13 protein-coding genes are annotated in these 13,323 nt (G+C 60.1%); 4 read left to right on the top strand and 9 right to left on the bottom strand.

Annotated elements, in window-relative coordinates:
- Positions 1-15: 15 nt before the first annotated feature.
- From yidC to I6L48_RS03700, 7 genes are all read right to left on the bottom strand, one after another.
- Complete coding sequence (gene yidC / locus I6L48_RS03730) at positions 16-1,662, bottom strand: membrane protein insertase YidC (RefSeq protein WP_041214180.1); 1,647 nt, start codon at positions 1,660-1,662, stop codon at positions 16-18.
- A 5-nt stretch (positions 1,663-1,667) separates the two neighbouring features.
- Positions 1,668-1,916, bottom strand: coding sequence for a membrane protein insertion efficiency factor YidD (gene yidD, locus I6L48_RS03725; RefSeq protein WP_010672280.1), 249 nt, complete (start codon positions 1,914-1,916; stop codon positions 1,668-1,670).
- Positions 1,883-2,242, bottom strand: a complete 360-nt coding sequence (rnpA, locus tag I6L48_RS03720; RefSeq protein WP_010672281.1) for a ribonuclease P protein component — start codon at positions 2,240-2,242, stop codon at positions 1,883-1,885. The genes yidD and rnpA overlap by 34 nt, the downstream gene beginning before the upstream one ends.
- Complete coding sequence (gene rpmH / locus I6L48_RS03715) at positions 2,242-2,376, bottom strand: 50S ribosomal protein L34 (protein WP_005307156.1); 135 nt, start codon at positions 2,374-2,376, stop codon at positions 2,242-2,244. Before rpmH ends, rnpA begins: the two co-directional genes overlap by 1 nt.
- A 269-nt stretch (positions 2,377-2,645) precedes the next feature.
- Entirely contained in the window at positions 2,646-3,380 is a 735-nt protein-coding gene (locus I6L48_RS03710) for an amino acid ABC transporter ATP-binding protein (protein ID WP_113069317.1), read from the bottom strand.
- 12 nt (positions 3,381-3,392) lie between these two features.
- On the bottom strand, positions 3,393-4,061 hold the full coding sequence (locus I6L48_RS03705; protein ID WP_010672283.1) for an amino acid ABC transporter permease: 669 nt from the start codon (positions 4,059-4,061) through the stop codon (positions 3,393-3,395).
- Positions 4,062-4,820 (bottom strand): amino acid ABC transporter substrate-binding protein, encoded by a 759-nt coding sequence (locus I6L48_RS03700; RefSeq protein ID WP_113069319.1) that lies wholly within the window; start codon positions 4,818-4,820, stop codon positions 4,062-4,064.
- A 310-nt stretch (positions 4,821-5,130) separates the two neighbouring features.
- On the opposite strand from I6L48_RS03700, the gene dnaA reads away from it, so the two are divergent.
- The 4 genes from dnaA to gyrB all read left to right on the top strand — a co-directional run bounded on the left by dnaA (position 5,131) and on the right by gyrB (position 11,202).
- Positions 5,131-6,501 carry a chromosomal replication initiator protein DnaA gene (dnaA, locus tag I6L48_RS03695; protein WP_216987783.1) on the top strand — a complete coding sequence of 457 codons (1,371 nt, stop codon included), beginning with the start codon at positions 5,131-5,133 and terminating at the stop codon, positions 6,499-6,501.
- An 83-nt stretch (positions 6,502-6,584) separates the two neighbouring features.
- Entirely contained in the window at positions 6,585-7,688 is a 1,104-nt protein-coding gene (gene dnaN, locus I6L48_RS03690) for a DNA polymerase III subunit beta (protein WP_216987782.1), read from the top strand.
- Positions 7,689-7,690: 2 nt separating this feature from the next.
- Positions 7,691-8,794: a DNA replication/repair protein RecF gene (gene recF / locus I6L48_RS03685; protein ID WP_134695585.1), complete on the top strand. Its 1,104-nt coding sequence runs from the start codon at positions 7,691-7,693 to the stop codon at positions 8,792-8,794.
- Positions 8,791-11,202, top strand: coding sequence for a DNA topoisomerase (ATP-hydrolyzing) subunit B (gyrB, locus tag I6L48_RS03680; protein WP_216987781.1), 2,412 nt, complete (start codon positions 8,791-8,793; stop codon positions 11,200-11,202). The genes recF and gyrB overlap by 4 nt, the downstream gene beginning before the upstream one ends.
- 97 nt (positions 11,203-11,299) lie before the next feature.
- Here gyrB and I6L48_RS03675 read toward each other — a convergent pair whose 3' ends face one another.
- Together I6L48_RS03675 and I6L48_RS03670 are read right to left on the bottom strand one after the other, a co-directional pair.
- Entirely contained in the window at positions 11,300-12,265 is a 966-nt protein-coding gene (locus I6L48_RS03675; RefSeq protein WP_216987780.1) for a GlxA family transcriptional regulator, read from the bottom strand.
- An 85-nt stretch (positions 12,266-12,350) separates the two neighbouring features.
- Positions 12,351-13,112: an MBL fold metallo-hydrolase gene (locus I6L48_RS03670; protein ID WP_216987779.1), complete on the bottom strand. Its 762-nt coding sequence runs from the start codon at positions 13,110-13,112 to the stop codon at positions 12,351-12,353.
- Positions 13,113-13,323 lie beyond the last annotated feature (211 nt).

Below are 13,323 nucleotides of genomic sequence, written 5' to 3'. Positions count from 1 at the left end.
AAGATGGGCTGCGCATCAGTTGCGTGAGTGCAGGCCTTTCTTCTCCAGCTGACGATAGATGATGGTCTGCTGGATGATGGAGATGACGTTGCTCACCAGCCAGTACAGAGTCAGACCTGCCGGGAACCAGAGGAACATGAAGGTGAAGATGATCGGCATGAACTGCATCACCTTCTGCTGCATCGGGTCCGTGATGGTGGTCGGGCTCATCTTCTGCAGATACCACATGGAGGCACCCATGAGGATTGGCAGCACGAAGAAGGGGTCCTTCACCGACAGGTCGGTGATCCACAGGGCGAACGGCGCGTGGCGCAGCTCGACAGACTCCATCAGTGCCCAGTAGAGGGCGATGAAGATGGGCATCTGTACCAGGATGGGCAGGCAGCCGCCCAGCGGGTTGACCTTCTCCTTCTTGTACAGCTCCATCATGCCCTGGGACATCTTCTGGCGATCGTCACCGAAGCGTTCCTTGAGCGCAGCCAGCTTGGGCTGGAGCATGCGCATCTTGGCCATGGAGGTGTACTGGGCCTTGGTCAGCGGGAACATGATGCCGCGCACCAGCAGGGTCAGCATGATGATGGCCAGACCCCAGTTCTGGACGAAACCGTGGAACACGGTCAGCAGCCAGTGCAGCGGTTGGGCGATGAACCAGAGCCAGCCGTAGTCGACGGTCAGATCCAGGTGGTTTGCCACCTTGGCCATCTGATCCTGCAGCTTGGGACCGATCCACAGCTTGCCGCTCACTTCGGCCTGCTGGCCGGCAGCGACGTCAACCAGCGGCGCCTTGTAGCCGATGATGGCCTGGTCCTTGCCCGGGATCACGCGGCTGTAGAAGCTGTTGGTGTCGTTGGCATTCGGGGCCCAGGCAGAGACGAAGTAGTGCTGCAGCATGGCGACCCAACCACCCTGGGTGGTCTTGTTCAGGTCGGCATCCTTCATCTCGTCGAAGGTGTACTTCTTGTAGCGGGAGTCTTCGCTGGAGAAGGCACCACCACGGTAGGCACTGGCCACCATGGCATGACCTTCCTGATCCTTCGGCGTGGTCATGGTCTGCTTCAGCTGACCGTAGAACTGTACCTGGACCGGCTCGGCAGACTTGTTGTCGATCTTGTAGTCGACGCCCACGGCGTAATCACCGCGCTTGAGCACGAACTCCTTGGTGAAGACCACACCCTTGCTGTCGGTCCAGGTCATCGGAACGACGACTTGATCCTGACCATCGGCCAGCTGATAGCTGGTCTGGGCGGCTTCATAGGTGGGACGACCCTGGGCCTGGCTGTCCGGACCATCGCGACCGACCAGACCGCTCTGGGCCACATAGAGGTGGGCAGGCTGGCTGGTCAGCAGGGTGAACGGCTGTTCCTTGCCTTCTTCCAGCTTGTGGGCCAGCAGTTCGGCAGAGACGATGTCACCGCCCTGGGTGTCCAGGGTCAATTTGAGCACGTCGGAGGAGACGGTGATCAGCTTGCGCGCGGCGTTACCATTTGCTTGCTCGGAAACCTGAGGAATATCACCGGTCTGACCGGCTTCAGGTACGAAATGTTCGGTTTGGGCCACGGTAGTCGGGGCCGGCTTCGGAGCCTTGTCGGACTCCCACTGTTGCCAGAGCAAGAAGCTCACGAACAGCAAACCGATCAGGAGTAAATTGCGTTGTGATTCCATAGTCTTCAGTTTCTTCGCTTTGGTTGCGGAACCGGGTCATAACCACCCTCGGATAAGGGATGGCATTTTAATAGACGTTTGCTGGCTAACCAAACGCCTTTTATGAAACCGTGAAGTCGGATTGCTTCTATCGCAAATTGGGAACAAGTCGGGGTGAAACGGCAGCGCGGCCCGAGCAGGGGACTAATGATTAGCTGATACAGACGTATCAGTTTGATTGCTACCCATTGCAACGGCGTGACAGAGTGCGCCATAGCTTTTCCAGTAACTTGAACAGCGCTTCGTTGTCCATCTCCTTCACGCCACCCTTGGCGATCACGACGATGTCGATAGCGGGCAGATTGGCTTGATTGAGGCGAAAACTTTCCCGAACCACTCGTTTTACACGGTTGCGCCAGACGGCACGCTTGAGCGCCTTTTTGGGCACGGCGAGGCCAAGACGGGGGTGTTCGAGGGAGTTGGGGCAAGCAAGAAGCGTAATTTGCGGAGAAGCGGCCCGGACAGGCTCGGCGAAAACGCGTTTGAAGTGTTCGGGAGTTAACAGACGTAACTCCCGAGAGAAGGTGTGCTGGGTAGGCATTAGACTACCAGGCGGGCACGACCCTTGGCACGACGAGCGGCCAGAACTTTGCGGCCGTTGGCAGTAGCCATGCGAGCGCGGAAACCGTGAGAGCGCTTGCGCTTCAGGTTGGACGGTTGAAAAGTACGTTTCATGATTCGATTCCGTATTTCTGTACAGTTTTGATTGTCACACTTAGCCGACGCGCCAGCTATAGCGTGTGACGACTAGCAAAAGAGGCCGAATTCTAAACAGAGTTCAGCTTCTCGTCAATCCGCCGTTCCTTTCCATCTCGCCCCGTTCGTCGACCGAGCGGGATAATCTGGCAGGATCCGGAGGATCAAGGGCCCCGAATTATACTGGCAACCCGGGGTTAAACAAGGATCCCTCAAGAAAAAAGGCGGCCAGGCCGCCAAAGAGAGAGCTATTTAAGTACTTTGCGCAGGAACTCCCTGGTACGGGGATCCTGCGGATCGACCAATATCTGATCCGGCGGGCCCTGCTCCACGATCCGGCCTCCTTCCATGAAGATCACCCGATCGGCGACATCACGGGCAAACTCGATCTCGTGGGTCACCACCACCATGGTCTGGTGCTGGCGGGCGAGCTGCTTCATCAGGCCCAGCACCTCGTCGACCCACTCGGGATCGAGGGCGGAGGTGGGCTCGTCAAACAGGATCACCTTGGAGTGGGCCGCCATGGCCCGGCCGATGCCGACGCGCTGTTGCTGGCCGCCGGAGAGGGAGGCCGGGTAGGCATCCTGTTTCTCGGCGAGGCCGATGTCCTTGAGGATGCCCAGGGCAGTGGCACGAGCCTCCGCCTTCGGCTGTTTCCAGACGGTGATCAGCCCCTCGGCGATGTTGTCCAGCGCCGTCTTGTTGGAGAACAGGGCGTAGTTCTGGAACACGAAAGAGGCGCGTTTGCGCAGTTCGATGGCCTGCTGGTCACTGGCCTTGGCCAGATCCACGGCAAGGTCATCGATGACGAGCCGCCCTGCATCCGGGGTTTCCAGCAGGTTGAGGCAGCGCAGCAGAGTCGACTTGCCGGTACCGGAGGGGCCGATGATGACGACAATCTCCCCCTTCTTTACCTCAAGATCGATGCCGTTGAGCACCTGATTTCCGTCATAGGCCTTGGAGAGACCCGTTAGGTTGATCATGACAGGCCTCCTTTAATAAGCACGGTTCAGCCGCACTTCCAGCAGATGCTGCAAGCGGGTGAAGAAGATGACCACCACCCAGTAGATCAGCGCCACCGCCATGAAGCTCTCGAAGAACTTGAAGGAGGAGGCCGCTTCCATCTGGGCCTTGCCCATGATCTCCGCCACTCCCAGGGTAAACGCCAGGGAGGTGCTCTTGATCATGTCGATGAAGTAGTTCATCAGCGATGGTGTCGCGATGCGGGCCGCCTGGGGCAGGATGATCCGCTGCATCGCCTGCAGCCGGCTCATGCCGATGCTGAGGGCGGCTTCCATCTGGCTCTTGTGGATGCCGAGAATGGCTGCCCGGATCGACTCTGCCATGTAGGCGGCGAAGTGCAGGGTCAGGCCGATGATGGCGGCGGTAAAGGCATCCATCCCCACGAAGATGGGGAAGAGCTGCGGCAGCCCGTAATAGAGCAGGAACAGCTGGACGAGCAGCGGTGTACCCCGGAAGAACGAGATATACAGCATCGCCAGCCAGTGAAGTGCGGGAACGCGAAACACCCGTACTATCGCCAGGATCAGCGACAGTACGAGTGCCAATACGAATCCCCACAGGGCCATTTCCATCGTGGTGCCCAGGTATTTGAGCAGGATGGGAAACAGCCCTAGCGTGTACTCGAGGTCAAATTCCATCATTTATTTGCTGGTGATGTCCGCTGCGAACCATTTTTCGGAGATTTTGGTCAGGGTGCCGTCTTTGCGCATGGCGGTGAGGGCATCGTCAACCTTCTTCAGCACGGCCTGCTTTTCCGGGGTCTTCAGGAAGGGCAGGGCGTTCTCGATGGTTTCGAACGGTGCACCGGCCTGTTGCAGCGGCAGCTTGGATTCCTTGATCAGCTGGGCGGTGGAGACGCGGTCCATCACGAAGGCGTCGATGCGGCCCAGGGCGACATCCTGCTCGAAGGCGGAGTCATAGGTACGGATATCGATCTTCTTGTTGGGGTCGTTCTTGCGCAGCAGCTCTTCGAAGTTGGAGCCCAGGTTGACGGCGACTTTCTTGCCTTCCAGGTCTTTGATGCCGTGGATGGTGTTGTTGCCCTTGCGGATCACGATCTGGGCACCGTCATAGACATAGGGCTGGGAGAAGGCGTACTTGGCCTTGCGCTCGTCGGTGATGGTGATCTGGTTGGAGATGGTGTCGACGCGGCCGGTTTCCAGCATGCCGAACAGGCCGGAGAAGCTGGCGGTCACGAACTCGACCTTGTAGCCGGTGCGCTCACCGATCTGGTTCCACATGTCCACCTCGAAGCCCTGCAGCTTGTCCTGCTTGACAAAGGTGAACGGGAAATATTTGCCGGACATGCCGACCTTGATGGTTTCCTGGGCGATGGCCTGGCCGGACAGGCTGGCCAGCAGAATGGCGGCGCCGGAAATCAGTTTGATGGTGGATTTCATGGGGATTCCTCTCTCTGTAGTGCTGTATTTTTAGTTGTAATCACGGGTTGGCGCTGATGTTATTGGAATAAAATATAAAAAATAAATGATATTTGGTTATATAAAATAACTATGGCCGCAGCGCGCCATTCTGTCCACATTGCCGATATCCGGCTGTGGGTAACTTTGGGGATGAAATCAGATCCTGGGGCGTTGGATCCTTGAAAGTCAAGGATCTTATTTGCTGGATCCGTGCGGCGGCAACTGGAGATCCAGCCACTAAAAACGTAGAATAGCCGGTCTTTACTTAATCAATTGACGGGAGTCTAGAGTGACTGCTTCGCTATGGCAGCAGTGCCTTAACCGGCTGCAAGATGAGTTGCCCTCGGCAGAATTCAGCATGTGGATCCGGCCGCTTCAAGCGGAGTTGAGTGACAATACTCTGACCCTGTATGCACCGAACCGCTTCGTTCTGGACTGGGTACGCGACAAGTACCTGCTCCGGGTCAACGGCATCATCAACGAGCTGTGCGGAGCGGATGCGCCTACCCTGCGTTTCGACATCGGCAATCGTCCCCATCCCGTCGCGGCCGCCAGGGCTCCGGCGCGCGGTGTCGATCCTGTGAATAACTCTCCCAAGAGCTGGGAAAGCAAGGCCGAAACCAAGCCCGAGCCGAACCACAAGAGCAACACCAATGTGAACTATACCTTCGAGAATTTCGTCGAGGGTAAGTCCAACCAGCTGGCTCGTGCGGCCGCCCGTCAGGTTGCCGACAATCCGGGCGGGGCCTACAACCCGCTGTTCCTTTATGGTGGCACCGGCCTGGGCAAGACCCACCTGCTGCACGCCGTCGGCAACGCCATCAAGGATCGCAAGAAAGACGCCAAAGTCATCTACATGCACTCCGAACGGTTCGTGCAGGACATGGTGAAGGCGCTGCAGAATAACGCCATTGAAGAGTTCAAGCGTTATTACCGTAGCGTCGATGCCCTGCTCATCGATGACATCCAGTTCTTCGCGAACAAGGAGCGCTCCCAAGAGGAGTTCTTCCACACCTTCAACGCGCTGCTCGAAGGCAACCAGCAGATCATCCTGACCTCGGATCGCTATCCGAAGGAGATCAACGGTGTCGAGGATCGCCTCAAGTCCCGCTTCGGCTGGGGCCTTACCGTGGCGATCGAGCCGCCGGAGCTGGAGACGCGCGTCGCGATCCTGATGCGCAAGGCGGACGAGAACCAGATCCACCTGCCGGACGAAGTGGCCTTCTTCATCGCCAAGCGACTGAGATCCAACGTCCGTGAGCTGGAAGGGGCCCTCAACCGGGTCATCGCCAACGCCAACTTCACCGGCCGTGCCATCAACATCGACTTCGTGCGCGAGGCGCTGCGAGACTTGCTGGCCCTGCAGGAGAAGCTGGTCACCATCGACAACATCCAGAAGACGGTGGCGGAGTACTACAAGATCAAGCTGGCGGATCTGCTGTCCAAGCGCCGCTCCCGCTCCGTTGCCCGTCCGCGCCAGTTGGCGATGGCCCTGGCGAAGGAGCTGACCAACCACAGTTTGCCGGAAATCGGGGACGCCTTCGGTGGCCGTGACCACACCACTGTTCTTCATGCCTGCCGCAAGATCGAGCAGCTGAAGGAGGAGAGTCACGACATCAAGGAAGACTATTCCAACCTGATCCGTACACTTTCGTCCTGATAACGGAACGGAGCGCACAGATGCAGCCCGGATATTCCAACCTGATCCGAACCCTTTCCTCCCAATAACAACGGAGAGCACAGATGCAGCTCGAAATTAGCCGTGAGGCCCTGTTACGTCCTCTGCAACTGGTGTCCGGTGCCCTGGGTGGCCGGCCGACCCTGCCGATCCTCGGCAACGTCCTGCTCGATGTCAGCAATGGTCTGTTGTCGCTGACCGGGACCGATCTCGAAGTGGAGATGATCGGACAGGTTTATCTCAACAGCGACAGCCAGGATGGCCGCACCACAGTACCGGCGCGCAAGCTGCTGGACATCTGCCGCGGCCTGCCGGAAGGGGCGGACATTCGTCTCAATACCGAGGGCGAGCGGCTGATCATCCGGTCCGGCCGTTCCCGCTTCAACCTGTCGACCCTGCCGGCGACCGAATACCCGAACATCGAGGACTGGGAGTCCGTGCTCGAGTTCGACATCAGCCAGCTGGAGCTGAAGAAGCTCATCGACGCCACCCAGTTCTCCATGGCCAGCCAGGACGTGCGTTACTACCTGAACGGCATGCTGTTCGAGAGCGAGGGCCACGGCCTGCGCACGGTCGCGACCGACGGTCACCGTCTGGCCACCTGCCGCCGCGAGGTGGTGGGGGAATCGCTGCCCGATCATCAGGTCATCCTGCCGCGCAAGGGGGTGCTGGAGCTGGTACGCCTGCTGGAGGCGGAAGACAAGCCGGTGCGCCTGCAAGTCGGTCGCAGCAACCTGCGTGCCGCCCTCGACGGTTTCATCTTCACCTCCAAGCTGGTGGATGGCCGCTTCCCGGACTGGCGTCGCGTGATCCCCAGAGGGAGCGACAAGGCGCTGATCGCCGGTCGTGAGGACATGCGCCAGGCCTTTGCCCGCGCCGCCATCCTCTCCAACGAAAAATTCCGTGGGGTGCGTCTCAATCTGCAGGAAAACCTGCTGCGCATCACCGCCAACAACCCGGAACAGGAAGAAGCGGAAGAGCTGCTTGACGTACAATACGAGGCCGGCGAGATGGAGATCGGCTTCAACGTCTCCTATGTGCTGGACGTGTTGAATACGTTAAAATGTGACCAGATCCGGATCAGCCTGAGCGATTCCATCAGCAGCGCCATTATTGAGGATTTTGACAGCCAAGATGCCCAGTATGTGGTGATGCCGATGCGGATCTAGTCGTGTCTCTGGTCAAACTCCAGCTCAGCGACTTTCGCAACATCCAGCACGCCAGTCTCGCGCTGTCGCCCGGCCTCAACATCCTGGTCGGCAGCAACGGCAGCGGCAAGACCAGCGTGCTGGAAGCCATTCATTACCTTGGTCTCGGCCGATCTTTTCGCACGCACCTGACCGGGCGGGTCATCCGCCAGGGCGAGCGGGCCTTCACCCTGTTTGCCCAGTGCGAGCTGGAGGGGCGTCAGGTGCCCATCGGGCTTGCCAAGGACAAGGGGGGCGAGACCCAGCTCAAGATTGCCGGTGCCCAGGCTCAGCGTCTGGCCGATCTGGCCGAGCTGTTGCCGGTGCAGCTGATCCACCCCGATGGTTTCAGCCTGCTGACCGGCGGGCCCCAGGCACGCCGGGCCTGGCTGGATTGGGGCGTCTTCCATCAGGAGCCGACCTTCTTCTCTCTGTGGGGGCGGGTACGGCGTCTGCTGAAGCAGCGCAATGCCCTGCTGCGCCAGAGCACCCAGTATCGCCAGCTGGCGTTCTGGGATCAGGAGCTGGTGCGTCTGGGCGGTGAACTGGCGGGCTTTCGCGCCAGTTATTGTCAGGCCATTACCCCCCTGATCAAGGAGATGACGGCAGATTTCCTGCCGGAATTCGACATCAGCCTTGGATTCTATCGAGGCTGGGAAAAAGACACGCCTCTCAATGAGTTGCTGGAGGCGGGGTTCGAACGGGATCGTGCCATGGGGTACACTGGGGTCGGTCCGCAGAAGGCGGATGTGCGGCTCAAGGCGAACGGCGTTCCCGCTCAAGATATTTTGTCCAGGGGTCAGTTGAAGTTGCTGGTCTGTGCCATGCGGCTGGCCCAAGGGCTCTATTTGAATCAACATAGCAGCCGCGGCTGTATTTTTTTAATTGATGATTTTGCCTCTGAACTGGATGTCGACAAGCGTCGTCTGCTGGCCGCAAGGCTGAAGCAGTGTGCGTCTCAGGTGTTCATTACCGCCATCGATACCGGCCAGCTCGCAGACATGATGGATGCGAGTGACTGCAAGCTGTTCCACGTGGAACAAGGCAAGATCTCCGAAACGTTAGAGAAGGCAGAGAGTAAGCTATGAGTGAAAATACTTACGACTCCTCGAATATCAAGGTGCTGAAGGGCCTGGATGCGGTCCGCAAGCGCCCGGGGATGTATATCGGCGATACGGACGATGGATCGGGTCTGCACCACATGGTGTTCGAGGTCGTCGACAACTCCATTGACGAGGCGCTCGCTGGCTACTGCTCCGATATCCAGGTCAAGATCCACTCCGACGGCTCCGTCTCCGTGCGCGACAACGGTCGTGGCATTCCGGTGGACATCCACCCGGAAGAGGGCCGCTCCGCCGCCGAAGTCATCATGACGGTGCTGCACGCGGGCGGCAAGTTCGACGACAACTCCTACAAGGTGTCTGGCGGCCTGCACGGTGTGGGCGTCTCCGTGGTGAACGCGCTCTCCGACAAGCTGCTGCTGACCATCCGCCGCAACGGTCACGTCTACGAGCAGACCTATCACCTGGGCGAGCCGCAGGCACCCCTCAAGCAGATCGGCGACAGCACCGGCACCGGGACCGAAGTACGCTTCTGGCCGAGCCCGACCATCTTCAGCGACACCCTGTTCCACTACGAGATCCTGGCCAAGCGTCTGCGCGAGCTCTCCTTCCTCAACTCCGGCGTCTCCATCCGCCTGATGGACGAGCGCGACGGCCGCGAGGCGCACTTCTGCTACGAAGGGGGCATCAAGGCCTTCGTCGAGTACCTGAACCAGAACAAGACTCCGATCCATCCCAAGGTGTTCCACTTCACCACTGAGCAGGACGGCATCGGCGTCGAAGTGGCCATGCAGTGGAACGACGCCTATCAGGAAGGGGTCTACTGCTTCACCAACAACATCCCGCAGCGGGATGGTGGTACCCACCTGGTGGGCTTCCGTACCGCGCTGACCCGTACTCTGAACTCCTACATGGACAAGGAGGATTACAGCAAGAAGGCCAAGTCTGCCGCCAGCGGCGACGACGTCCGTGAAGGCCTGATTGCCGTCATCTCCGTCAAGGTGCCGGATCCCAAGTTCTCCTCCCAGACCAAGGACAAGCTGGTCTCGTCCGAGGTGAAGACCGCCGTGGAACAGGCGATGGGTGAGAAGCTGGCGGACTTCCTGCTGGAAAACCCGGGCGACGCCAAGATCGTGGTCAACAAGATCATCGATGCGGCCCGTGCCCGTGAAGCGGCCCGTAAGGCCCGCGAACTGACCCGCCGCAAGGGCGCGCTGGATATCGCCGGTCTGCCCGGCAAGCTGGCGGACTGTCAGGAGAAAGACCCGGCGCTCTCCGAACTCTACATCGTGGAAGGGGACTCTGCTGGCGGCTCCGCCAAGCAGGGTCGCAACCGGAAGAACCAGGCCATCCTGCCCCTCAAGGGCAAGATCCTGAACGTGGAGAAGGCCCGTTTCGACAAGATGATCTCCTCCCAGGAGGTGGGTACCCTGATCACCGCCCTGGGCTGTGGCATCGGTCGCGACGAGTACAACCCGGACAAGCTGCGCTATCACAACATCATCATCATGACGGATGCGGACGTCGATGGTGCGCACATCCGTACCCTGCTGCTGACCTTCTTCTATCGTCAGATGCCGGAAATCATCGAGCGTGGCTATGTCTTCATCGCCCAGCCGCCGCTCTACAAGGTGAAGAAGGGCAAGCAGGAGCAGTACCTGAAAGACGAAGACGCATTGTTGCAGTACCAGACCGCCATGGCGCTGGACGGTGCGACCCTGCACGTCAACGAATCTGCCCCGGCCATCGGTGGCGAGGCGCTGGAGCGTCTGGTCAACCAGCATCGCTCCGTGACTCACCTCATCACCCGCATGTCCCGCCGCGCCCCGGAAGCCGTGCTGACCCAGCTGATCTATCAGCCTGAGTTGAACGAAACCCTGCTGGCCAGCGAGAGCGATCTGCAGACCTGGTGCCAGAGCATGGAAGCCGTGCTCAACGAGAGCAACCACGGTATCCAGTACCAGATGCAGGTACGCCGCGACGAGGAGCGCAGCCTGTTCGTGCCCCACGCCGTGGTACGCCAGCACGGGGTCGACCGTGAATATCCGCTGAGCTATGACTTCCTGCAATCCTCCGAGTACCGTCAGCTGGTCTCCCTGGGCAAGGAGATCGCCAACCTGATCGAGGAAGGCGGTTACATCAAGCGTGGTGAGAAGGTGAAGCCGGTCGCCAGCTTCGTGGAAGCGGTCGAGTGGCTGATGGGCGAAGGCAAGCGTGGCATCTACATCCAGCGCTATAAAGGGCTGGGGGAGATGAACCCGGAGCAGCTGTGGGAAACCACCATGGATCCGGAAGCCCGTCGCATGCTGCGTGTCACCATCGACGATGCGGTCGGCGCCGACCAGCTCTTCTCCACCCTGATGGGTGATGCCGTTGAGCCCCGTCGCGACTTTATCGAGACCAACGCCCTGCGGGTTGCCAACCTCGACGTCTAACAGACGGTCCGACAACCATCAAAAGCCGCTCCTCGTGAGCGGCTTTTTGTTTTCTGGGGCAAGGAAAAGGGCGCGTTCCACGTGAAACATGTGGGACCTAGACTCTGTCACCGCGAAAGGTGCGGCGCCACTCCCGCGGCGACACTCCGAAGCGGGCGCGAAAGTGCTTGCGCAATATGGTGGCAGATCCGAGCCCCACCAGTTCGGCGATGCGTTCCACGGTGTGGGAGCTGGACTCCAGCAGCGTCTGGCTGCGGCGCAGACGCTCCGCCATCAGCCACTCCCCGAGGGAGAGACCGGTGGCGAGCTGGAAGCGGCGGCTAAAGGTGCGTCGGCTCATCATGCAATGTTCCGCCAGGCTGTCCAGGGTGTGGGGCGCGGCCAGGTGCAGGCGCAGGTGATCGAACAGCTGGTTGATCCTGGCATCCCGGGTGGAGGCGGGTACCGGCTGATCGATGAACTGGGCCTGGCCACCCTCCCGGTGGGGAGGCACCACCAGCCGCCTGGCCAGCTTGTTGGCAATCTGGCTGCCGTGATGCTGGCGAACCAGATAGAGGCAGCAGTCCAGGCTGGCGGCGGTGCCAGCCGAGGTGATGAGCCCGTCGTCGTCGACGTAGAGGGCATTGGTATCGAGCCGCACCCGGGGGAAGCACTGGACAAACTCCTGTTCAAATTCCCAGTGGGTGGCGGCACCGCGCCCGTCCAGCAGGCCAGCATAGGCCAGCACATAGGTGCCGAGACAGAGCCCCACGATCTGGGCTCCCCTGATCCGGGCGGCAACCAGGGCATCGAGCAAGGGTTGGGCGGGGCGCTCGGCCGGATCGCGCCAGAAGGGGATGATGATGATATCCGCCTCCAGCAGACCCTCCAGGCCATAGTCGGCCTCCATGCGAAAGCCCTGGGAGGAGGCGGGTTGCCGCGTGTCATCCCCGGCGCAGAGTCTCAGCTCGAACAACGACTGGCCCGGCATCATCTTGTCGCCAAAGATGAGGCAGGGCACCGAGCAGTGAAAGGGGCTGAAGCGATCGAAGGTGATGACGGCGACGATGAGAGGACGGGGCATGGTGGCAGACTCCTTTGCACTCGGATCCCCATCATACGGGGCAGCAACAGAAAGCCGAAGAGCCATGTGGTGCCCGGCCTCTCGCTCAGAGCACCATGGTGTCGCCATCCTCGGGCACCCTTACCCGGGCGGCCATCCCCTGGCTGTCCAGGTAGTCACGCAGCTCCCGCCGGGACAGCAGGGCATGATTGACCGCCTCCATGTGGCTGGAGATCAGGGTGGCCTGCGGGGCGGCCTGATAGACGGCGGCCACATCCTCCTTGCCCATGATGATGGCGCCCAGACCCGTCACCTGGGCATCGCCGCAGTTGAGGACGACGACCTCGGGTTGGTGCCGGTGCAGCGCTTGTTCAACCTGGGCATTCCAGACGGTGTCGCCGGCCAGATAGAGGGTCTTTTCGGCGGGATGGGAGAAGACCACTCCGCTGACCTCGCCAAGGCGATCCCCCAGCAGGGCCATGATGGTGTCGCTGCCGTGCCGGCCTTCCGTCTGTTGCAGGCGGATGCCGGCGAACTCGCCCAGCAGGCGCACATCCTCGAAGCCGCATCCCCTCATGGTGTCGGCATCTTTCTGATGCTGCACGAACAGGGGAAGGTGCCTGGGGATCTTCGCTTTCGCGACATCGTCCCAGTGATCCAGATGGTCATGGGTGACGATCACCGCATCCACCTCCAGCAGGGTCGCCATGGGCAGCGGCAGCTCGACCAGGGGGTTGCGAAGATGGCTGTTGGCCATGCCTTCGAAGCCGGGGTAGCTCCCCTTGGGGGCCAGCATGGGGTCGATGAGGAAGCGGGTTCCTGCGTAGTGGATGAGCAGGGTGGCGTTGCGAACCTGGGTAATCTTCATGGCGTGCTCCGGTTTCTCGTTGGGGACACGGCCAGTATGGAGGGATGAGGGATGGATCATGAGTGGCCCGCAGGCCTATTATCGATCTAATCGGGCCATTCTTGATGGCCTGCATTTCTTTTGTTTTTACCCCTTGAAAGCCAAATGCTGGCCCCTATATAGATAACAAGGCCGGAACGCTCGACAGAGGTTTCGACCAGGCGCCCGTCCA

Source organism: Aeromonas sp. FDAARGOS 1418, assembly GCF_019048585.1.
GTDB lineage: Bacteria > Pseudomonadota > Gammaproteobacteria > Enterobacterales > Aeromonadaceae > Aeromonas > Aeromonas caviae.
This window is presented reverse-complemented; position numbering and strand designations above follow the sequence as displayed.

Bases quoted from the DNA above. Each gene is read 5' to 3' on its own strand.
- yidD (WP_010672280.1), bottom strand. From the start codon at position 1,916: ATGGCGCACTCTGTCACGCCGTTGCAATGGGTAGCAATCAAACTGATA.
- yidC (WP_041214180.1), bottom strand. From the start codon at position 1,662: ATGGAATCACAACGCAATTTACTCCTGATCGGTTTGCTGTTCGTGAGC.
- I6L48_RS03675 (WP_216987780.1), bottom strand. From the start codon at position 12,265: ATGCCCCGTCCTCTCATCGTCGCCGTCATCACCTTCGATCGCTTCAGC.
- I6L48_RS03710 (WP_113069317.1), bottom strand. From the start codon at position 3,380: ATGATCAACCTAACGGGTCTCTCCAAGGCCTATGACGGAAATCAGGTG.
- rpmH (WP_005307156.1), bottom strand. From the start codon at position 2,376: ATGAAACGTACTTTTCAACCGTCCAACCTGAAGCGCAAGCGCTCTCAC.
- dnaN (WP_216987782.1), top strand. From the start codon at position 6,585: ATGCAGCTCGAAATTAGCCGTGAGGCCCTGTTACGTCCTCTGCAACTG.
- rnpA (WP_010672281.1), bottom strand. From the start codon at position 2,242: ATGCCTACCCAGCACACCTTCTCTCGGGAGTTACGTCTGTTAACTCCC.
- I6L48_RS03670 (WP_216987779.1), bottom strand. From the start codon at position 13,112: ATGAAGATTACCCAGGTTCGCAACGCCACCCTGCTCATCCACTACGCA.
- I6L48_RS03700 (WP_113069319.1), bottom strand. From the start codon at position 4,820: ATGAAATCCACCATCAAACTGATTTCCGGCGCCGCCATTCTGCTGGCC.
- gyrB (WP_216987781.1), top strand. From the start codon at position 8,791: ATGAGTGAAAATACTTACGACTCCTCGAATATCAAGGTGCTGAAGGGC.
- I6L48_RS03705 (WP_010672283.1), bottom strand. From the start codon at position 4,061: ATGATGGAATTTGACCTCGAGTACACGCTAGGGCTGTTTCCCATCCTG.